Here is a 20,369-nt window from a genome sequence, read left to right as displayed (position 1 = left end):
GTTCAAGTGGGCTGCACCCCGAAGAGGCTATTATCGCGCCGGTCATCTTTGAGCTTTTTGCCATGACTTGCGCCCTGCAACCTATGCCAGACCCCAGCCCGCCCGAGGCTGCCTACGCGTGCTGCCTGGAAGCGCACTCGCTGATCGCACACTTTTTGCAGCATCCGCCGCTAGGCTTTGACACGCGGCTGTCCGACCAGGGCCTGCCGTATTTCTTCACGTCCTTTGACCTGTTGACAACCGCCGACGACGCGTTGGTAAAGCGCGTTCGCGGCTGGCCGGGGTATCGGTTTTGGCATGCCTGGCTGCGTGTCGACACCTGCTTTGTGGGCACCACGGTCAGTGAATACTCACCGTTCCCTGAACGTGTGCCGCCGCAGGCGCTCGCGCAGTGGCTGCACGATGAGTGCGCCCCGCAGCGCAAACTCACCGTGATCAAAGACCTGCCGTGCAACTCGCCGCTGCTCAGCGACGCCGACAACCGCTACGCGCAAGCCTTGACCGATGAGTGCAGCCGGCGCGGTTTCATCAGTGTGCAAGGCCAGGCGCTGGCGTATGTGCCGATCAACTTCGGCAGCATTGACGAATACCTGGCGCGCTTGTCCCACAGCCGTCGCCGCAATATCCGACGCAAACTGCGCAGCCGTGAGGCACTGCGCGTGGAAGTCCTGAACACCGGCGATGCACGCTTTAACGATGACGCGTGGCTGGCGCAGTTGTATGCGCTGTACAAGGCGGTGTACGACCAGAGCGAGATCCATTTTGACTTGCTGACGGCTGAGTTTTTCAGCGCCTTGCTCAGAGACGCCGGCAGCAACGGGCGCGTGTTCTGCTATTGGCACTGCGACCAATTGATCGGCTACAACCTGTGTTACGTCGAAGGCGACAAGTTGCTCGATAAGTACATCGGCCTGAATTACCCGCTGGCGCTTGAATTCAACCTGTACGTCGTCAGTTGGTTTGTGAACCTTGAGTACGCGCTGGCCAACGGGCTGAGTTTTTATGTGGCGGGCTGGACCGACCCACAGGTCAAGGCCAGCCTCGGCGCCGACTTTACCTTTACCCGCCATCTGGTCTGGGTGCGCAACCCGTTGTTGCGCAAGCTCGGCAAGCGTTTGCGTCACCACTTTGAAAGCGATACCCAATGGCACCAGGAGCACACCGCATGAGCCAGGCGCTAACGCCGCTGATTCTGGATTTCGATGGCGCCGTCAGTGGCATCCCTGGCGCGCTCACCTTGCCGTTGCAGGCCTGGCAGGAAAAGATCCGCTTCGGCTGCCGTTGGGCGCAATTCAAGCAGCTGGAGGCCGCCCTGCTCGTGCAAATGCCCCGCGACCATGGCTGCGTGTTTACCGGCAGCGGCGACTATCACCACCTTAGCCAACTGTTGTTGAACCGCCTGCCCACGCAGCAGAAATTCCAACTGATCATTTGCGACAACCACCCCGACAACATGCGCTACCCGTTTGGTATCCACTGCGGCTCGTGGGTCTACTGGGCCAGCCGGTTGCCGCAAGTGGAACACGTGCATGTGCTGGGCATCGGCTCGCAGGATATTGGTCTGGGCCACGCGTGGGAAAATCACTGGTCGCCGCTGCTCAAGCGCAAGCTCACCTACTGGAACATCAACGTCGACACGCGCTGGATGAACTGGGTCGGCGCCGGTCGCAGCAATCGCGCGTTCAGCCATGCGGATGAGCTGATGGGCGCGTTTTTGGCGCAGTTTGATCGTTCGCTGCCGGTTTACCTGTCCATCGATAAAGACGTGCTGAGCCCGCAGGTGGTGAATACCAACTGGGACCAGGGTGAATTCCTGGAGCAGCATTTGACCGACCTGATCAGCGCCTGCGAGGGCAAGATCATCGGCGCGGACATCACCGGTGATGTGTCCGAATACCACTATCAAAGCGCGTTCAAGCGTTGGCTGAGTGCGAGTGACGGCCAAGTCGCGTTGCCGCCAGACCAGGTGCTGATCTGGCAACAGCAACAGAATGCGCTGAACACGCGGCTGGTCAGCCAGATCCATCAAGGCTGGGCCGCCGGGTAGGCGGCCTGCCGTTTACGACGCCGAGGTTTCCAGCGCCGTCTCGGCCGTCTTGTCCTGCGGGGTTTCCTGGCGCGCCAGGCAAAGAATACCTGCCACGATCAGCAGGCCGCCGATGACTTTAGGCAGGGTAAGGGTGTCGTTGAACAGCCAGACAGACACCAGCGTCACGCTGATCAGCTCCAGGTAGGAGGCGGCAAACGCCGGGCCGATGGGCGCGTGCTTCATCAGCGTCATCCAGGTGAAAAAGGCGCCGATGTAGCCGACAAACGCGCCGTAGATCCACGGGTGGCCGAACACGCGGACCAGCCACGCCACATCCATCGTCAAAGGCTCGGCATGCATCGAGGCGTATTTGAAGCTGACCTGCGCCAGGGTGTCGAAAAAAATCAGTGATAAAAAGCCGAGGATATAAAAGCGTTTCATTATTCGAACCCCACGACGACGGTGCCCAAGGCGATCAGCAAGATGCCGATCAACCGCCATTTGGTCAGGCTTTCCTTGAACCACAGGCGGCCGGCAATCATGATCACCACGATATTGAACGACCCCAGCATCACGGCCACTGACAACGGCACCAGTGACAGAAACGCCAGCCACAACACGAACTCGAACACGTAGAGGCCAATGCCGATCCAGAACCACGCGCGCACTAGCATGTGGCGCCAGTGGGCCATGCCGGAGAACTCGGCGCTGTTGGTGGCGGCGGCCTTGAAGGCGAGTTGGCCGGACGTATCAACGATGACGTTGAGTATCCAGAGGATGAAGGTTAATTGGCTCATCGGGTCTATGCGGTGGTCTCGGAGCACCTAACATACCGCAGCCTGGCGTTGCGTTTTTCGAAGTTCGCAGGCGCAACAGCCTATGTTCAGGTTACCTGTCAGGGAGCGGCCGTGGCCGAGTTCCAGTCGCAATAACAACCGACCGCCAGGGTATGCGTTGCGTCGACTTCGCGCCCAGCTGCCAGGGCTTTCAGGATGGGCTCGATAAAGCTGTTGCTTGAGTTGCAGGTCAGCCCTTCACTGTACGGCCCGAAATACGCGAGCTTGCCGGTGCGGTCCCAAATGCCCACGGCTGGTGTGGCCGGCATCTGCTCGGCGCCGGGCACGGCGCTGAGGGGTTTCATCTTGCGCAGGTTGTCGGGCAACTGGCCGTGGCCGCCGGCTTTTTGCAGGGCATAAAACTCGACGCCTTGGGGCGCGTAGTGCTCGATCAACTCGCCCAAATGCTGTTGGTTGCCGACGTTGCACGGGCAGCTTGGGTCCCAAAAGTGCACCAGGCGGATCGGGCCTGGGCCTGCGAGGTCGGCGGGCAGGCGCAGGGCGTCGCCTGCGAATACGGCGGTGTGTTCGCTGAATGCGCGCAGGTAGCGGCCCTGAAACCAGTCGTAGGCCGCCCACAGCACGCCGGTGCAGATAACCAGAAGCAGGCCGGCAAACAAGGCGGAACGGTAGGGCTGTCGCATTCAGATCAATCCTCGAAGGTCGCGTAGCTTGCCATGCTTGCCCTGACAGATGAATATCGCAGCTCGATATTCATCTTCACCGTGCTTTGCGCCTCAAGTCTGGAAGCTTTTATGCCCGTTACCTTTGACCCCGATCATCTGCGCGAAAGTTTGCAGCCCCTTGTGGAGGCGCAACCGCTTTCTGTAGAGGCGCGGGTGTATCAGCGTTTTTATGGCTTGGACCTGCCTGCGCGCGCAGTGCCTGCGGTGAGCCGGCTGGGGCGCTTTGAGGTGGATGGCTTCGACGTGGTGGCGCAAGTCTGGTGGCCGCCGCTGCCGGTGGCGACGCTGTTCATGTTTCACGGGTTCTACGACCACATGGGCTTGTACCGCAGCGTGGTCGACTGGGCGCTGGACCAGCACTTTGTCGTGATTGCCTGCGACCTGCCGGGCCATGGGTTGTCGAGTGGCGCGCGCGCCAGCATTGATGATTTTTCGGTGTATCAGGACGTGGTGCAGGCGCTGTTTGCCGAGGCTCAGGCGCTGCAATTGCCGCAACCCTGGCACTTGTTCGGGCAAAGCACCGGCGGCGCGGTGGTGGTCGACCATTTACTCAATCACGGCGCCGACAGCCCGGCGCAGGGCAAGACTTTTCTGTTGTCACCCTTGGTGCGGCCGCGTGCGTGGGGGTGGTCGCAGGTCAGCTACTACCTGCTGCGGCCGTTCGTCAAAGGCATCGCCCGGCGGTTCAGCGAGAACACCAACGACCCGCAATTCAAACCCTTCCTTGAAGCCGACCCGTTGCAGCCACGCCAACTGCCCACCGCCTGGGTGGGTGCCCTGGCGCGCTGGATCAAACGCATCGAAGCCGCACCGCGCAGCCCACGGCGGCCGGTGATTGTGCAGGGCGAGGAAGACATGACGGTGGACTGGCAACACAACCTGCAGGTGTTGCGCAGCAAGTTCGATCAGCCTGAGGTGTTGATGCTGCCACGTGGCAGGCATCACTTGGCGAATGAGATTCCCGAGATTCGTGAGGCGTACTTCCGATATTTATCGGACCACCTGAAGTAACTGTGGGAGCGGGCTTGCTCGCGATGCAGGCACCTCGGACCATCAGGTACCCCGAGTTGCTGCCATCGCGAGCAACCCCGCTCCCACACGGATTACTGCGTCAGGCTGGACGTGCTTTGACCGACAGCCAAACCTGCGCGAATCGCGGCGAGTGCCGCCTTGTAATACTCACGGCCTTCCGGCGACTCGGCGAACGTGGCGAATTCTTCCAGCTCCGGGTCGGACAAATCCCGATAGACGTACAGCAAGGTGTTGTTCAGGTCATTGCCGATCTGCTGCATCAGGCGCTCACGCTGGCCATTCAACATGCCTTGAGCCTGACCGCCGCCCAACAGGCCGGGAATCATCTGGCTCAAGCTGTCGGCGGCTACGCCGGCGATTGCCAGGCTGACCTCGGCGCCCGCTTCGCGCGCAGGCAGCGCTTGCGCCAGGTGACCGATGATCAAACTGCGCGTGGCGTCGGCTTCAATGTGCGGCAAACCCTGGGCGTTTTTTGCCAGTTGATCACGGCGCGTGGCGAGCAATTCGGCGGCGACGATTTTGCGACCCAGCGGCGATTGAAAAAACGCCAGGGCGGGCCCCGGATCCGCCAGGTTCTTGCGCAATTGCGCTTCGGCGCGCTGGTCCATGGCTTGCGCAGCAAAACGTTTGTTGCTGTTGTCGACCAGCGCCTGGTACACCGCTGGCGGCAGGCTCTGGCGATAGCGCTGCTGGGCGGCACTCAGGGCGTCGGTGAAATGCGCACGTTGTTCGGCCCAGCCGGCGACCTTGTATAACGGGTCATAACCGTCTGCCCAAGCGGGCAAAACGCAGCACATCAGCACGGTAAAAAACAAACGACGCATATGGACTCCTGTCAGTCGGCCACTATTGTCCGTGTCGGGCGTAGGATTTGTCGAGAAATCCTATCGGTCACCTGACTAAAGTGTATTCAGACGCTCGGCGGCTCTGTCGGATTCACAGGCGTATGGATACTATGCGCGCCATGCAAATACCCCTCGATCACCCCTTGCTGCAACGCATTGTCGACGACTTGGCCGAAAAAGGCTGGTCGCAGCAGAACGGTTTCCTGCCCCAGGCTCTGACCCTGGAACTGGCGGCTGAGTGCCGTAAACGTGCGGCCGAAGGTGAGTTAGCGCCGGCAGCGGTCGGGCGCGGGCCAACTCAGGAGATTCGCGAGGGGATACGCGGTGACCACATCCAGTGGCTGGAGGAGGGCGACGCCGCCGTCTGCGAAACCTACATGGGGTTGATGGACAGCCTGCGCCAGGCGATGAATCGCGGTTTGTTCCTGGGCCTGGAAGATTTCGAAAGCCACTTCGCGATGTACCCGCCGGGCGCGTTTTACCTCAAGCACGTGGACCGTTTTCGCGACGACGACCGGCGCATGGTCTCGGCGGTGGTTTACTTGAATGAGGCGTGGCTGCCCGACCACGGTGGCCAATTGCGTATGTACCTCAAGGATGGCGTCGAATACGATGTGCTGCCCGCCGGCGGTTGTCTGGTGGTGTTTTTGTCCGGGGAGGTGCCCCACGAAGTCCTGCCCGCTACGCGCGAACGCTTGTCGCTGACCGGCTGGTTTCGCCGACGCGGTAATGAGCCGTTTTAAGTATGCAAAAGATTCTGATCAGCCGCTGCCTGCTAGGGCACAAGGTACGCTACGACGGTGGGGCCAGTGGCCCGTTCGATCAGTTGGCGGCATGGCAGGCCGAAGGCCGCGTGGTCGCGATCTGCCCGGAAGTGTCGGGCGGTTTGCCGACGCCCAGGCCTTCCGCCGAAATCCCCGGCGGGCAGGGCATCGATGTGTGGGAAGGTCGCGCGCAGGTGCTGACCGCTGATGGCGAAGATTTCAGCGCCGCCTTCCTTGAGGGTGCGCGCCAAGCGCTGGCGCTGGTGCAGCGCCACAACATCCGCATCGCCGTGCTTAAGGCCAACAGCCCATCATGCGGCAACCTGCTGACCTATGACGGCACCTTCACCGGCGTAAAAGTGCGCGGCGAAGGCGTCACCGCGGCGCTGCTCATGCGCCATGGCGTTCAGGTATTCAGCGAGCTGGAGTTGCCCGAGGCGGCAGCCGCTCTGACGCAGCTGTAAATGTGGCAGGCAGCCCCGCTCCATCTTTGATAGAGCCGCAAAGCCGATCTGAGCGGTTGCATCGCTTCTGTGGGCGCGGGCTTGCTCGCGATGCGGGCACCTCGGACCATCAGGTAAACCGAGTGGATGCCATCGCGACCAAGCCCACTCCCACAGTTGATCGCCGTTGGCTTGCGAGCTTTCAGGTTGTCTGCTTTTGATGTTGATCTGGAGGCGCCGCGTCAAACCACTTGTGCGTCAACGCCTTCAAGCGGCCATCGGCCTTGATGTGCTGCAAGGCCTTGTCCACACTGTTTTTGAACGCCGGGTTACCTTTCTGGAATGGAATCGCCAGCGTCGGATTTTCGCGATAGGGCTGACTGAAATCGAACCGATCCTGCAGCTCGGCAGTCATAGCGATATGGTTGATGGCCACGTCGTATTTGCCGGTTTCAACGCCCGGCAGCATGTCGGCGTCGTCGGTGGTGATGAACGAGGGGCGAACGTCCATCTCTTTTGCCAACTGCTCACCGAGTTCCACTTCAAAACCGGTCAGCTTGTTGCCGTCCTTGAAGTTGAACGGCGGCGTGTTGGCTTCCAGGGCGATGCGCAGTTCACCGCGATCAAACACATCATCAATCAGTTCGGCGTGAGCCAAGGGGCTCAGAAGAGGAAGCAAAAGTAACAGGCCAGGCAAAAAGCGCATGGTCACTCCTAAAAAATTCGTACGTGCGAGGCACCGTTCAGCATCGCTTGGCTAGGGTGTCAGTGCCTTGGACCGCAATTTGTCACGAAGTTGTTATGACCCAACGCAATTCCTGCAAAAACTGGAGAAGCGAATGAAAGCTCTATTGTCCCGTGCAACCCTTGCAAGCCTGCTGCTGGGCGCCTCGATGTTGGCTACTGCCGCTGACGGCATCCCGCGCAGCGCACCGCCCGAAGGCGCCAAGGTATTTATCGTGTCGCCCAAAGACGGCGCCACCGTTGATAAAACCTTCACCGTCAAATTCGGCATGGAAGGCCTGAAACTGGCCCCGGCCACCGAGCAGGCTGCGGGCACCGGCCACCACCATTTGCTGATCGACCAGAAAGAACTGCCTGACGCGAGCATGCCGATCCCGGCCACCGACACCGTGATCCATTACGGCAAGGCCCAGACCGAAACCGAACTGACCCTCACGCCGGGCAAGCACACCTTGCAACTGGTGGCCGGTGACAAACTGCACATGCAGTTCAACCCGACCGTCGCCTCCAAAGTCATCACCGTTAACGTCAAATAAAAAAACGGGAGCCCCTTGCGGGGTTCCCGTTTTTTTTAGCTGAAAGCTTCAAGCCTCAAGCTGCAAGTAAAAGCCTTCAACGTTCCCCGCAGCGTTCAACTTGCCGCTTGAAGCTTGAAGCTTGAAGCTTGTAGCTGCTCTTAAACCGCTTGTAGCTGCTCTTAAAAAAGCACGCGGCTACGAATGGTGCCGTTGATGTGCTGCAGCTTCTCTTGCGCCAGGTCCGAGTACTCGGCGTCGACGTCGATCACCACGTAGCCAACCTTCTCGTTGGTCTGCAGGAACTGACCGGAGATGTTGATGCCGTTTTCCGCGAAGACCTTGTTGATCTCCATCATCACACCCGGAATGTTCTGGTGGATGTGCAGCAAACGGTGCTTGCCAGGGTGAGCCGGCAGGGCCACTTCCGGGAAGTTGACCGACGACACCGACGTACCGTTGTCGCTGTACTTGACGAGTTTTTCCGACACTTCCAGGCCGATGTTGGCTTGGGCTTCAGCGGTGGAACCGCCGATGTGCGGGGTCAGGATCACGTTGTCGAGGCCACGCAGCGGGCTTTCGAAGATGTCGTCGTTAGAGCGCGGCTCTACCGGGAACACGTCGATAGCGGCGCCGATCAGGTGCTTGTCCTTGATCGCGTCGGCCAAGGCGTCCAGCTCAACCACGGTGCCGCGTGCAGCGTTGATCAGGATGCCGCCCTTTTTGATCGCGCGAATTTCCTTCTCGCCGATCATCCACTGGGTTTCAGCGGTTTCCGGAACGTGCAGGGTCACGATGTCGGACATGCCCAGCAGCTCGTTCAGGCTCGACACTTGGGTAGCGTTACCCAGTGGCAGCTTGGTCAGGGTGTCGTAGAAAAACACCTGCATGCCCAGGCCTTCAGCCAGCACCGAAAGCTGCGTGCCGATCGAGCCGTAACCGACGATACCGAGCTTTTTGCCGCGGATTTCGAAGGAGTTGGCCGCGCTTTTGATCCAGCCGCCACGGTGGCAGGAAGCGTTCTTCTCAGGGATGCCGCGCAGCAGCAGGATGGCCTCGGCCAGCACCAGCTCCGCCACGGAACGCGTGTTGGAGTACGGTGCGTTGAACACCGCGATGCCGCGCTCGCGCGCTGCGTTGAGGTCAACCTGGTTGGTGCCGATGCAGAAACAGCCGACTGCCACGAGCTTCTTGGCGTGGTCGAAAACCTCTTCGGTCAACTGAGTGCGCGAGCGAATGCCGATGAAGTGCGCGTCGGCGATCTTTTCCTTTAACTGGGCTTCCGGCAGAGAGCTGGTGATGTACTCAATGCTGGTGTACCCGGAGGCCTTCAGGACTTCGACGGCCGATGGGTGGACGCCTTCCAGAAGAAGGAACTTGATCTTGCTCTTATCGAGAGAAGTCTTGCTCATCTGCGTAAACCTGTGTCCCGGGGAAAAATGGCAGGGAATCGGGTCCTTAAGCTGACCCGGACGGCAGGAAAGCCGTCACCGCAGAAACGCCCTTGGGCTCTGTCCTGCGGGGGCGGTATGCTAGCATACGCGCCCCGCTAAACACCTATTCCTGCGACGTGAAGCGTTCTCAGGATGACCATGAATTGTTCGAGAGTTCTGTCGATGACCCATCCTGCCCTGATTGATGAGCTAAAGGCCCTGGTTGAGCCCGGTAAAGTACTGACCGATGCAGACTCCCTGGAGGCTTACGGCAAGGATTGGACCAAGCACTTCGCACCGGCGCCCACCGCCATCGTGTTCCCCAAGACCATCGAGCAGGTGCAAGCCATTGTCCGTTGGGCCAATGAACGCAAGGTGGCGCTGGTGCCATCCGGCGGTCGCACCGGCCTGTCGGCGGCGGCCGTGGCGGCCAATGGCGAAGTGGTGGTGTCGTTTGACTACATGAACCAGATTCTTGAGGTGAACCTCACCGACCGCACTGCCCGCTGCCAGCCGGGCGTGGTGACCAAGCAGTTGCAGAACGTCGCCGAAGAAAAAGGCCTGTATTACCCGGTAGACTTTGCTTCATCCGGTTCTAGCCAGATTGGCGGCAATATCGGCACCAATGCTGGCGGTATCAAGGTTATTCGCTACGGCATGACGCGCAATTGGGTGGCGGGCATGAAAGTGGTCACCGGCAAAGGTGATGTGCTGGAACTGAACCGCGACCTGATCAAGAACGCCACCGGCTACGACATGCGCCAGTTGTTTATCGGCGCCGAAGGCACGCTGGGTTTTGTGGTAGAAGCCACCATGCGCCTCGACCGTGCGCCCAAGAACCTCACTGCGATGGTGCTCGGCACGACCGACTTCGACTCGATCATGCCGGTGCTGCACGCGTTCCAAAGCAAGCTCGACCTGACCGCTTTTGAGTTCTTCTCCGACAAGGCGCTGGCCAAAGTCATGGGGCGTGGCGATGTGCCCGCGCCGTTCGAAACCGACTGCCCGTTCTACGCGCTGCTGGAATTTGAAGCCACCACCGAAGAAGTCGCCAACCACGCCCTGGAAACCTTCGAACACTGCGTGGAGCAAGGTTGGGTGCTGGACGGCGTGATGAGCCAGAGCGAAACCCAGCTGCATAACCTGTGGAAACTGCGCGAGTATATTTCCGAGACCATTTCCCACTGGACGCCGTACAAAAACGACATTTCGGTGACTGTTTCCAAAGTGCCGGCGTTCTTGAAGGAAATTGACGCGATTGTCGGTGAACACTACCCGGACTTCGAAATCGTCTGGTTCGGCCACATCGGCGACGGCAACCTGCACTTGAACATCCTCAAGCCTGAAAACCTGAGCAAAGACGAGTTTTTCGCCAAGTGCGCCACCGTCAACAAGTGGGTGTTCGAAACCGTCGAGAAGTACAACGGCTCGATCTCCGCGGAACACGGCGTGGGCATGACCAAACGCGATTACCTGAGCTACAGCCGTTCGCCGGTTGAAATTGAATACATGAAGGCAGTAAAAGCGGTGTTCGACCCTAACGGGATCATGAACCCCGGCAAGATCTTCGCTGTTTAACCACCCCCTGAAGGAGTCGTTTCATGAGCTACCAGCACAAGTACGTCGACGGCACCAACATCCATTTTCCGCTGGGCAAAGTGGTGTGTATCGGCCGCAACTACGCCGAACATGCCAAGGAACTCGACAACCCGGTACCGACCGAGCCGTTGCTGTTCATCAAGCCGGGCAGCTGCGTGGTGGCATTGGAGGGTGGTTTTGCTATCCCGACCGAGCGCGGCTCGGTGCACTACGAAGCGGAAATCGCGGTGTTGATCGGCAAGTCGTTGTCGACCAAGCCGAGCCGTGAAGAAGTGCTGGATGCCATTTCCGGCTTCGCCCCGGCATTGGACTTGACCCTGCGCGACAAGCAGGCCGAGCTTAAAGCCAAGGGCTTGCCGTGGGAAATCGCCAAATCCTTTGATGGCGCGGCGGTCATCGCGCCGTTCGTGGTCAGCAGCAGCATCGCCGACGTGACCGATATTGGCATTCGCCTGACCATCAATGGTGAAGTGCGCCAGGACGGCAATAGCTCGCAGATGCTCAACCCGATCATCCCGATGATCCAGCACATGGCCAGCTGCTTCTCGCTGCAAGCCGGTGACGTGATCCTCACCGGCACCCCGGCTGGCGTTGGGCCATTGAACGTGGGTGATGAACTGGTGCTTGAACTGGCAGGCGGCAGCCGCTTCGAAAGCGTGGTTCGCTAAACATCAGGCAAAACCTGATCGCGCTGATCATTCCCACGCTCTGCTGATCGTTCCCACGCTCTGCGTGGGAATGCACCCTGTGACGCTCCGCGTCATCTTTTGCCTGCAGCCGCACGCAGAGCGTCCACGGCGGCGTTACCACGCAGAGCGTGGGAACGATCAAAAAGTCTGAGTTTGCATTTTTTTCACACCTCATCCGGATAATCCCGGCTTTCAGCACGCGGGCTCGTTGATCCTGTGCTATCACCTACAGCTGACTTTCTGGAAAAGCGCTCAATGGCCGTGTCCCTGCCTTCGGTTACACCCAAGTCCCGCTCACGTTTTGCCCTGCGCTGGTATTCCTGGCTGCTTTTGGCCGGGGTGATCGTGTACGGCATTGCCTGGGCCATGCATTGGGATGACCGCGGTGTGCTGTGGGTGGCCGAGCGTTTTGAAACGCCGGCCGAACGGCAAGCCAGCGTGTGGTTGCCGGACTACCACGCGGTGATCGATGGCAAATTGCTGCCGGGCATGGAGAAGGACGAAGCTTCGGACGTGTCCTACAACCCGCAGACCAAAACGCTGTTTTCGGTGATGGGCAAAAACCCTTTCCTGGTTGAGTTGAGCCTGCAAGGTGATGTGCTGCGCAAGATGCCACTCATCGGCTGGAACAACGCCGAAGGCCTGGCGGTGATGGAGAACGGCCTGATGGCCATCGTCGATGAGCGCATGCACACGCTGACCGTGGTGAAGGTCGACGCCAGCACCCAACAACTGAATATCGCTGACTTCAAGAGCTACGACCTCGGCCCGTCCAAGGACCAGAACAAAGCCTTTGAAGGCGTTGCGTGGGACAAGCGCAACCAGCAGATTGTGCTCGGCGAAGAGCGCCCACCGGCGCTGTTTACCTGGAAAAGTGATGGCAGCACGCTGACCGGCGACAAGCAAAAAGTCGCCAACACCGAGCTGGACATGCGCAACCTCTCGGCCCTTGCCGTCGACCCGCGCACCGGGCACTTGCTGGTGCTGTCGGCCGACTCGCATCTGCTGCTGGAGCTGGATGCAAAAGGCCAGCAAGTCAGTTTCATGACCGTGCTCGGTGGCTTCAACGGCCTCAAAAACACCATCCCCCGCGCAGAAGGCGTGACCATGGATGAGGACGGCACGCTGTACATGGTCAGCGAGCCGAACCTGTTCTACCGTTTCGAGAAGCAAAAATAACCCGCGATTACGTCGCATACATCGCCAAGAGCGGCATTTGCCAGACATCAGGCAGCGTTTAAGTTTAAATTCAGACCGGCGTGATATTCATTCGCCACTTTTGACATTGAGCTTGCCTGATGCGTCGACTTGCCCGTCCCAAACCTGCGTTTTTCATCGTGTTATCGCTCGCCCTGGTGGCCTCTGGGGTGGTTGCGCAACAATTGCGTTTATTCGAGCGCGGGTGGTTTAACTGGCAGGCATGGCACCAACCTGCTGATCAGCGCTCTCTTGGCTTGGCTGATTATCGCGTCACCCTGGAAGCCAGGGTGATCGAAGGCCTCGACGACGACGTCTCGGCCCTGACCTACGACCCGGTGCGCAAAAGCCTGTTTACCGTCACCAATAAAAATGCCGAACTGATCGAGCTGTCGCTGCAGGGCACGATTTTGCGGCGCATTCCGCTGGTGGGCTTCGGCGATGCCGAGGCGGTAGAGTTCATCAGTGACAACATTTACGTGATCACTGATGAGAGCCAGCAGCGGCTGATCAAGGTGCACGTGAATGACGACACGCAATTTCTCGACGCTGCCGACGCGGAGCAGATGACCTTGGGTGTACACATCGGTGGCAACAAGGGCTTCGAAGGCCTGGCCTACGACTCAGTGGGCAAGCGTCTGTTTGTGGCCAAGGAACGCGACCCGATGCTGATCTACGAGGTGCACGGGTTTCCGCATTTCAAACCGGAAAAAACCTACTCGGTGCACGTGATCAACAACCCCAAGCGCGATGCCGGGTTGTTTGTGCGCGACCTGTCGAGCCTGCAATACGACGAGCGCAGCGGCCACTTGCTGGCGCTGTCCGATGAGTCTTTTTTGGTGCTGGAACTGGACATCGACGGTCGCCCGCTAAGCAGCCTTTCGCTACTCAGCGGGCGCCATGGCCTGAAAAAACGTGTGCCGCAGGCCGAAGGCATCGCCATGGACGAAGAGGGCAGCTTGTACCTGGTCAGCGAGCCGAACCTGTTTTACGTGTTTAAAAAGTGATCGTTCCCACGCTCTGCGTGGGAACGAGCAGATGACTCAGGCCTTGAGGGTTTTCACGCCTTCGGGGGTGCCCAGCAACAGCACATCAGCCGGGCGCGCGGCGAACAGGCCGTTGGTGACCACGCCGACTATGGCGTTGATCTGCGTCTCAAGCTGCACCGGGTTGGTGATCTGCAGGTTGAACACATCAATGATGATGTTGCCGTTGTCGGTCAACACGCCTTCGCGGTACACCGGGTCGCCGCCCAGCTTCACCAGCTCGCGGGCGACATGGCTGCGGGCCATCGGAATAACTTCTACCGGCAGCGGGAACGCGCCGAGTACCGGCACCAGCTTGCTCGCGTCGGCGATGCAGATGAAGGTTTTAGCCACTGCCGCGACAATTTTCTCGCGGGTCAGGGCTGCGCCGCCGCCTTTGATCAGGTTCAGGTGTGCGTCGCTTTCATCGGCGCCGTCGACGTAAAACTCCAGGTCGCTCACGGTGTTCAGCTCGTACACCGGAATACCATGGCCCTTGAGGCGCGCGGCAGTCGCTTCGGAGCTGGCCACGGCGCCGTCGAACGCGCCTTTGTGCTGGGCCAGCGCATCGATAAAGCAGTTGGCAGTGGAGCCGGTGCCGACACCGACGACGCTCTTGTCGTCAAGCTTGGGAAGGATTAAATCGACGGCGGCCTGGGCCACTGCCTGTTTGAGTTGATCCTGGGTCATGCGGGCTCCGAAACGGGCGGGGAGTTATCGAGGGCGGCGAGTATACCCCAACAAAACCTCGGTATTCGTGTGGTCGCCCGGCCAAACGCTGGGTTAGACTCCTTGGCCCTGCCCACCCGCCCAGTGATGCTTTCCGATGCTTGAACAGTACGTCAAAAAGATCCTCACCTCGCGCGTTTACGACGTTGCCGTAGAAACCCCGCTGCAGACCGCCCGCCAGCTCTCCGAACGCCTCGGCAACAAGGTCTGGCTCAAGCGCGAAGATTTGCAGCCGGTGTTCTCGTTCAAGATTCGCGGCGCCTACAACAAGCTCACCCAACTGAGCGCGCAAGAGCGCGCGCGTGGCGTGGTCACGGCGTCTGCGGGCAATCATGCCCAAGGCCTGGCCCTGGCGGCCAAGGTGCTGGGGGTCAAGGCGACTATTGTGATGCCCAAGACCACCCCCGAAATCAAGGTCGAAGGTGTGCGTTCGCGCGGCGGCAAAGTGGTGCTGCACGGTGACTCCTTCCCCGAAGCCCTGGCCTACTCGCTGAAACTGGTCGACGAAAAAGGCTACGTCTACATTCACCCTTACGATGATCCGCACACCATTGCCGGGCAGGGCACCGTGGCGATGGAGATTCTGCGCCAGCACCCAGGGCCGCTGGACGCGATTTTCGTACCGGTGGGCGGCGGCGGGCTGATCGCCGGTATCGCGGCGTACGTGAAATACCTGCGCCCGGAGATCAAGGTCATCGGCGTCGAGCCCGACGACTCCAACTGCCTGCAAGCGGCGATGGCGGCGGGCGAGCGCGTGGTATTGCCGACGGTGGGGCTGTTTGCCGATGGCGTGGCGGTGGCGCAGATCGGCCATTACACCTTCGAAATCTGCAAAGACTATGTGGACGAAGTGATCACCGTCAGTACCGATGAAATCTGTGCGGCGATCAAAGACATCTACGACGACACCCGCTCGATCACCGAGCCTTCTGGCGCGCTGGGGGTGGCGGGCATCAAAAAATACGTGGAGACCCGCGGCGTCACCGGGCAAAGCCTGGTGGCGATCGACTCCGGCGCCAACGTCAACTTCGACCGCCTGCGCCACGTGGCCGAGCGCGCCGAGCTGGGTGAAGGCCGCGAGGCCATTATTGCCGTGACCATCCCTGAGCAGCCGGGCAGTTTCAAGGCGTTCTGCGAAGCCGTGGGTAAACGCCAGATCACCGAATTCAACTACCGTTACCACACCGGCCGCGAAGCGCACATCTTCGTCGGCGTGCAAACCCACCCGGAAAACGACCCGCGCAGCGCCTTGATCGCCAGCCTCACCGGTCAGGGTTTCCCGGTGCTGGACTTGACCGAAAACGAGCTGGCCAAGTTGCACATCCGCCACATGGTCGGCGGGCACGCGGCTAAAGTCAGCGATGAGCTGGTGTTTCGTTTCGAGTTCCCGGAGCGTCCGGGCGCGTTGTTCAACTTTCTTAACAAATTAGGCGGGCGCTGGAACATCTCTATGTTCCACTATCGCAACCACGGCGCCGCCGACGGGCGTGTGGTCGCAGGTTTGCAAGTACCGGCAGACGAGCGCCATCTGGTGCCAGCCGCGTTGGCGCAAATCGGCTACCCGTATTGGGATGAGAGCGAAAACCCGGCCTACCAGTTGTTCCTCGGTTAAGCGACTACGCTGACTGAGCGGCCTATGCGGCCTGTAAGGAATCGAGACCCATGGAAACGCTGACCACCCTCAAGGTTATCCACATCGCCGCCACCGTGTTGCTGCTGCTAAGCGGCTTCGGCCTGGCGCTGCTGGCGTGGCGCAAGCGCAGCGTCGGCCCGGCGATTACCGTGCAACGCCCGTGGGTGTTTGTGTGGTTGCTGATGGCGGTGTGCATGCTGAGCATGCCGTTTACCGGCTGGTGGCTGGCGCACTTGATCGGCTGGCCGCTGGGGCAAACCTGGATACTCGGCTCCAGCATCCTCTACAGCGTGGCGGCGGTGGCCTGGTTGTGGCTGGTGGCGCGGCTTAATCGCTTGCGCAAAGGCGAGGGCGGCAGCCTGAATTTCACCCTGGTGCTGGCGGTGGTCAGCCTGTTGGGGTTCGTGGCGATTGCCGGGTTGATGGGCGCCAAGCCGGTTTAAGGCTTAGCACCGTGTCGCCTGCATCGGGAGCAAGCCCCCTCCCACATTGGATTGCAGCCCACTGTGACAGCAATCCCTCTCCAGATTGGGTTGCATTGCAAATGTGGGAGGGGGCTTGCTCCCGATGGGGCCATCAGCTTCGCAGCGTAATCACCGGCCAGCCACGCTTCTCGGCTTCGGCACGCAAATTCGGGTCCGGGTCCACGGCCACCGGGTGGGTCACTTGCTCCAATAGCGGCAAATCATTCATTGAGTCGCTATAGAAGTAGCTATCTTGCAAACTGTACCCGGTCTCTTCCAGCCAGCGATTCAAACGCGTCACCTTGCCTTCGCGAAAGCACGGCACATCGGTGCTGCGCCCGGTGTAGCGGCCGTTTTCCATCTCGCATTCGGTGGCGATCAGGGTTTCAACACCCAGCCGCGCGGCAATCGGTGCGGTGACGAAACGGTTGGTGGCCGTGATGATCACCAGCTTATCGCCCGCCGCGCGGTGCTTGGCCAGCAGTTCGGCGGCCAGCGGCAGCATCAGCGGTTCAATACAGTCGCGCATGAAGTCGCGGTGCCATTCGTCAAGCTGGGCCATGTCGGTACGCCCGAGAATCTCCAGGCTGAAGTTCAAATAGGCGGCGTTATCCAGCCTGCCAGCCAGGTAATCCTGGTAAAAGGCGTCGTTGCGAGCCTTATAGGCCACCGGGTCGAGAATCCCGCGTTCACACAGGTAATCGCCCCAAGCGTGATCGCTGTCACCGCCCAGAAGGGTGTTGTCCAAGTCGAATAAAGCCAGGCGCATTGCAGTTACTCGCTGAAAAGTCTGTAAAAAGGCGTCCAGAATACGGTCTTTTCACAAGAGTGCACATAAGGTAAGAAGCCTCGTTGCCGCTTGATGAACCTTTGTGGAACAATGCGACAACATGCGTTTGCGAGGTTGTTGCCGTGATCGACCCCGATGGTTTCCGTCCTAATGTCGGGATTATTCTTACGAATGATGCCGGACAGGTGCTATGGGCTCGCCGAATCAACCAAGATGCCTGGCAGTTTCCTCAAGGCGGAATCAACCCCGACGAAACCCCTGAAGACGCCTTGTACCGTGAGTTGAACGAAGAAGTCGGCCTTGAGCGCGAAGATGTGCAAATTTTGGCCTGCACGCGCGGCTGGTTGCGCTATCGTTTGCCGCAACGTCTGGTGCGTACCCACAGCCAACCGCTGTGCATCGGCCAGAAGCAAAAATGGTTTCTCCTGCGCCTGATCTCGAACGAGCAGCGGGTGCGGATGGATTTGACCGGTAAACCGGAGTTCGATGGCTGGCGTTGGGTCAGCTATTGGTACCCGTTGGGCCAGGTGGTGACATTCAAGCGCGAAGTGTATCGTCGCGCGCTCAAAGAGCTTGCCCCGCGCCTTTTATCGCGCGACTGACGACGGAGTTCGACCCCGAGCCATGCTCAATACGCTGCGCAAGATCGTCCAGGAAGTTAACTCCGCCAAGGATCTCAAGGCGGCGTTGGGGATTATTGTATTGCGCGTCAAGGAAGCCATGGGCAGCCAGGTCTGCTCGGTTTACCTGCTGGACCCCGAGACCAACCGTTTTGTGCTGATGGCCACCGAAGGCCTCAACAAGCGCTCCATCGGCAAGGTCAGCATGGCGCCCAATGAAGGTCTGGTGGGCTTGGTGGGGACGCGTGAAGAACCCCTGAACCTTGAGCACGCGGCCGATCACCCGCGTTACCGCTACTTTGCCGAAACCGGCGAAGAGCGCTACGCCTCGTTCCTCGGCGCGCCGATCATTCACCACCGCCGCGTTGTCGGCGTGTTGGTCATCCAGCAAAAAGAGCGTCGCCAGTTCGATGAAGGTGAAGAAGCCTTCCTCGTGACCATGAGCGCGCAGCTCGCCGGGGTTATTGCCCACGCCGAAGCGACCGGCTCGATTCGCGGCCTTGGGCGTCAGGGCAAGGGCATTCAGGAAGCCAAGTTCGTCGGTGTGCCGGGCTCGCCAGGTGCTGCGGTCGGTAAAGCCGTGGTGATGCTGCCACCGGCTGACCTGGACGTGGTGCCGGACAAAAGCGTCGACGACATCGACGCTGAAATCAAACTGTTCAAGACCGCCCTTGAAGGCGTGCGCGCCGACATGCGCAACCTGTCGACCAAGCTGGCCACGCAACTGCGCCCGGAAGAGCGCGCGCTGTTCGACGTGTACCAGATGATGCTTGACGACGCGTCGCTGGGTAACGAAGTCAAAACCGTGATCAAAACCGGCCAGTGGGCCCAGGGCGCGTTGCGCCAAGTGGTGACTGATCACGTTAACCGTTTCGAAATGATGGACGACGCCTACCTGCGCGAGCGCGCCTCGGACGTGCGTGACCTCGGTCGCCGTCTGCTGGCCTATCTGCAGGAAGACCGCACCACCAACCTGGTCTACCCCGACAACACCATTCTGATCAGTGAAGAACTGACCGCCACCATGCTCGGCGAAGTGCCGGAAGGCAAACTGGTGGGCCTGGTTTCGGTACTCGGTTCGGGCAACTCCCACGTCGCGATCCTGGCGCGCGCCATGGGCATCCCGACGGTGATGGGTTTGGTCGACCTGCCGTATTCCAAGGTCGACGGCATTGACATGATCGTCGATGGCCACCGTGGCGAAGTCTTCACCAACCCCAGCGAGTTGCTGCGCAAGCAATACGCCGAGGTGGTCGAAGAAGAGAAACAACTGGCGCTGGGCCTCGACTCGTTGCGCGAACTGCCGTGCGTGACCCTCGATGGCCATCGCGTGCCGTTGCTGGTGAACACCGGCCTGCTCGCCGACGTCGCCCGCGCGCAGCAACGTGGCGCCGAAGGGGTTGGGCTGTACCGCACCGAAGTGCCGTTCATGATCAATCAGCGCTTTCCGAGTGAGAAGGAGCAGTTGGCGATTTATCGCGAGCAACTGTCGGCCTTCCACCCGTTGCCGGTGACCATGCGCAGCCTCGACATCGGCGGCGACAAGTCACTGTCGTATTTCCCGATCAAGGAAGACAACCCCTTCCTTGGCTGGCGCGGCATTCGCGTGACGCTCGACCACCCTGAAATCTTCCTGGTGCAGACCCGCGCCATGCTCAAGGCCAGCGAAGGCCTGAACAACCTGCGCATTCTGCTGCCGATGATCTCCGGCACGCATGAGCTGGAAGAAGCCTTGCACCTGATTCACCGCGCGTGGGGCGAAGTGCGCGACGAAGGCGCCGACGTACCGATGCCGCCGATTGGCGTGATGATCGAAATTCCGGCGGCGGTGTATCAGGCCAAAGAGTTGGCGCGGCAAGTGGACTTTCTGTCGGTCGGCTCCAACGACTTGACCCAGTACCTGCTGGCGGTGGACCGCAACAACCCACGGGTAGCCGACCTCTACGACTACCTGCACCCGGCCGTGCTGCAAGCCCTGCAACACGTGGTGCGCGACGCGCATGCCGAAGGCAAACCGGTGAGTATCTGCGGTGAAATGGCCGGCGACCCCGCGGCGGCAGTGCTGTTGATGGCGATGGGTTTTGACAGCCTGTCGATGAACGCCACCAACTTGCCGAAAGTGAAGTGGATGCTGCGTCAGGTTGAGCTGAGCATGGCCAAGGATTTGCTCGCCCAATTGATGACTATCGACAACCCGCAAGTTATCCACAGCTCACTGCAACTGGCGCTGAAGAACCTCGGGCTCACGCGGATGATCAACCCGGTCTCCGCAAAAAGCCTCTAGAGCCTATGTGGG

Annotated in this window: 22 protein-coding genes; 14 read left to right on the top strand and 8 right to left on the bottom strand. The window is 60.1% G+C overall.

The window, feature by feature from the left end; all coding sequences use genetic code 11:
* The first annotated feature begins 62 nt into the window (after nt 1-62).
* Nucleotides 63-1,169, top strand: a complete 1,107-nt coding sequence (locus tag AO240_RS01460) for a GNAT family N-acetyltransferase (protein ID WP_099234995.1) — start codon at nt 63-65, stop codon at nt 1,167-1,169.
* Nucleotides 1,166-2,047 carry a hypothetical protein gene (locus AO240_RS01455; RefSeq protein ID WP_099234884.1) on the top strand — a complete coding sequence of 294 codons (882 nt, stop codon included), beginning with the start codon at nt 1,166-1,168 and terminating at the stop codon, nt 2,045-2,047. The genes AO240_RS01460 and AO240_RS01455 overlap by 4 nt, the downstream gene beginning before the upstream one ends.
* Before the next feature lie 12 nt (nt 2,048-2,059).
* Here AO240_RS01455 and AO240_RS01450 read toward each other — a convergent pair whose 3' ends face one another.
* The 3 genes from AO240_RS01450 to AO240_RS01440 form a co-directional block, all read right to left on the bottom strand.
* Nucleotides 2,060-2,470: a multidrug efflux SMR transporter gene (locus tag AO240_RS01450; RefSeq protein WP_099234883.1), complete on the bottom strand. Its 411-nt coding sequence runs from the start codon at nt 2,468-2,470 to the stop codon at nt 2,060-2,062.
* Nucleotides 2,470-2,826: an EamA family transporter gene (locus AO240_RS01445; RefSeq protein WP_099234882.1), complete on the bottom strand. Its 357-nt coding sequence runs from the start codon at nt 2,824-2,826 to the stop codon at nt 2,470-2,472. Before AO240_RS01445 ends, AO240_RS01450 begins: the two co-directional genes overlap by 1 nt.
* Nucleotides 2,827-2,924: 98 nt before the next feature.
* Nucleotides 2,925-3,509, bottom strand: coding sequence for a DUF6436 domain-containing protein (locus AO240_RS01440; protein ID WP_099234881.1), 585 nt, complete (start codon nt 3,507-3,509; stop codon nt 2,925-2,927).
* A 111-nt stretch (nt 3,510-3,620) separates the two neighbouring features.
* On the opposite strand from AO240_RS01440, the gene AO240_RS01435 reads away from it, so the two are divergent.
* A complete protein-coding gene (locus AO240_RS01435) occupies nt 3,621-4,562 on the top strand; it encodes an alpha/beta hydrolase (protein WP_099234880.1) in 942 nt (313 codons plus the stop codon).
* A gap of 92 nt (nt 4,563-4,654) precedes the next feature.
* On the opposite strand, the gene AO240_RS01430 is transcribed toward AO240_RS01435, so the two are convergent.
* Nucleotides 4,655-5,407: a DUF2059 domain-containing protein gene (locus AO240_RS01430; protein WP_099234879.1), complete on the bottom strand. Its 753-nt coding sequence runs from the start codon at nt 5,405-5,407 to the stop codon at nt 4,655-4,657.
* Nucleotides 5,408-5,538: 131 nt separating this feature from the next.
* Between AO240_RS01430 and AO240_RS01425 the strand changes: the two genes are divergently transcribed.
* Together AO240_RS01425 and AO240_RS01420 are read left to right on the top strand one after the other, a co-directional pair.
* Entirely contained in the window at nt 5,539-6,171 is a 633-nt protein-coding gene (locus AO240_RS01425) for a 2OG-Fe(II) oxygenase (protein ID WP_058413712.1), read from the top strand.
* A 2-nt stretch (nt 6,172-6,173) separates the two neighbouring features.
* Nucleotides 6,174-6,656, top strand: a complete 483-nt coding sequence (locus tag AO240_RS01420) for a DUF523 domain-containing protein (RefSeq protein WP_099234878.1) — start codon at nt 6,174-6,176, stop codon at nt 6,654-6,656.
* Nucleotides 6,657-6,837: 181 nt separating this feature from the next.
* Here AO240_RS01420 and AO240_RS01415 read toward each other — a convergent pair whose 3' ends face one another.
* Complete coding sequence (locus AO240_RS01415) at nt 6,838-7,341, bottom strand: transporter substrate-binding domain-containing protein (protein WP_099234877.1); 504 nt, start codon at nt 7,339-7,341, stop codon at nt 6,838-6,840.
* Nucleotides 7,342-7,474: 133 nt separating this feature from the next.
* On the opposite strand from AO240_RS01415, the gene AO240_RS01410 reads away from it, so the two are divergent.
* On the top strand, nt 7,475-7,915 hold the full coding sequence (locus AO240_RS01410; protein WP_058413709.1) for a DUF4399 domain-containing protein: 441 nt from the start codon (nt 7,475-7,477) through the stop codon (nt 7,913-7,915).
* Nucleotides 7,916-8,076: 161 nt separating this feature from the next.
* On the opposite strand, the gene serA is transcribed toward AO240_RS01410, so the two are convergent.
* Nucleotides 8,077-9,306, bottom strand: coding sequence for a phosphoglycerate dehydrogenase (gene serA, locus AO240_RS01405; RefSeq protein WP_058413708.1), 1,230 nt, complete (start codon nt 9,304-9,306; stop codon nt 8,077-8,079).
* 204 nt (nt 9,307-9,510) lie between these two features.
* Here serA and AO240_RS01395 point away from each other — a divergent pair, with 204 nt between their 5' ends.
* The 4 genes from AO240_RS01395 to AO240_RS01375 all read left to right on the top strand — a co-directional run bounded on the left by AO240_RS01395 (nt 9,511) and on the right by AO240_RS01375 (nt 13,819).
* Nucleotides 9,511-10,905 carry an FAD-binding oxidoreductase gene (locus AO240_RS01395; RefSeq protein ID WP_099234876.1) on the top strand — a complete coding sequence of 465 codons (1,395 nt, stop codon included), beginning with the start codon at nt 9,511-9,513 and terminating at the stop codon, nt 10,903-10,905.
* A gap of 23 nt (nt 10,906-10,928) precedes the next feature.
* On the top strand, nt 10,929-11,594 hold the full coding sequence (locus tag AO240_RS01390) for a fumarylacetoacetate hydrolase family protein (protein WP_058413706.1): 666 nt from the start codon (nt 10,929-10,931) through the stop codon (nt 11,592-11,594).
* A 276-nt stretch (nt 11,595-11,870) separates the two neighbouring features.
* Nucleotides 11,871-12,794: an SdiA-regulated domain-containing protein gene (locus tag AO240_RS01380; RefSeq protein WP_099234874.1), complete on the top strand. Its 924-nt coding sequence runs from the start codon at nt 11,871-11,873 to the stop codon at nt 12,792-12,794.
* A 119-nt stretch (nt 12,795-12,913) separates the two neighbouring features.
* Nucleotides 12,914-13,819, top strand: a complete 906-nt coding sequence (locus AO240_RS01375) for an SdiA-regulated domain-containing protein (protein ID WP_099234873.1) — start codon at nt 12,914-12,916, stop codon at nt 13,817-13,819.
* 36 nt (nt 13,820-13,855) lie between these two features.
* Here the strand turns inward: AO240_RS01375 and rpiA are convergent, their stop codons facing one another.
* Complete coding sequence (rpiA, locus tag AO240_RS01370) at nt 13,856-14,527, bottom strand: ribose-5-phosphate isomerase RpiA (RefSeq protein ID WP_058413703.1); 672 nt, start codon at nt 14,525-14,527, stop codon at nt 13,856-13,858.
* Between the two features lie 136 nt (nt 14,528-14,663).
* Between rpiA and ilvA the strand changes: the two genes are divergently transcribed.
* Both ilvA and AO240_RS01360 read left to right on the top strand, forming a co-directional pair.
* The gene (gene ilvA, locus AO240_RS01365) at nt 14,664-16,178 is read left to right on the top strand and encodes a threonine ammonia-lyase, biosynthetic (RefSeq protein WP_099234872.1); all 1,515 of its coding nucleotides are present in this window, start codon (nt 14,664-14,666) and stop codon (nt 16,176-16,178) included.
* 50 nt (nt 16,179-16,228) lie between these two features.
* Nucleotides 16,229-16,642, top strand: coding sequence for a DUF2269 family protein (locus AO240_RS01360; RefSeq protein ID WP_099234871.1), 414 nt, complete (start codon nt 16,229-16,231; stop codon nt 16,640-16,642).
* Nucleotides 16,643-16,775: 133 nt separating this feature from the next.
* Here AO240_RS01360 and AO240_RS01355 read toward each other — a convergent pair whose 3' ends face one another.
* Nucleotides 16,776-17,432: an HAD family phosphatase gene (locus AO240_RS01355; RefSeq protein WP_099234870.1), complete on the bottom strand. Its 657-nt coding sequence runs from the start codon at nt 17,430-17,432 to the stop codon at nt 16,776-16,778.
* A gap of 143 nt (nt 17,433-17,575) precedes the next feature.
* Here AO240_RS01355 and AO240_RS01350 point away from each other — a divergent pair, with 143 nt between their 5' ends.
* On the top strand, nt 17,576-18,055 hold the full coding sequence (locus AO240_RS01350) for an RNA pyrophosphohydrolase (protein ID WP_053128161.1): 480 nt from the start codon (nt 17,576-17,578) through the stop codon (nt 18,053-18,055).
* A gap of 22 nt (nt 18,056-18,077) precedes the next feature.
* Complete coding sequence (gene ptsP, locus AO240_RS01345) at nt 18,078-20,357, top strand: phosphoenolpyruvate--protein phosphotransferase (RefSeq protein WP_058413698.1); 2,280 nt, start codon at nt 18,078-18,080, stop codon at nt 20,355-20,357.
* Nucleotides 20,358-20,369 lie beyond the last annotated feature (12 nt).

The organism is Pseudomonas sp. ICMP 460, from assembly GCF_002723595.1.
Taxonomy (GTDB): domain Bacteria; phylum Pseudomonadota; class Gammaproteobacteria; order Pseudomonadales; family Pseudomonadaceae; genus Aquipseudomonas; species Aquipseudomonas kitaguniensis.
Note: the sequence above shows the minus strand (reverse complement) of the source record. Positions and strands in the feature narration are given on the sequence as shown.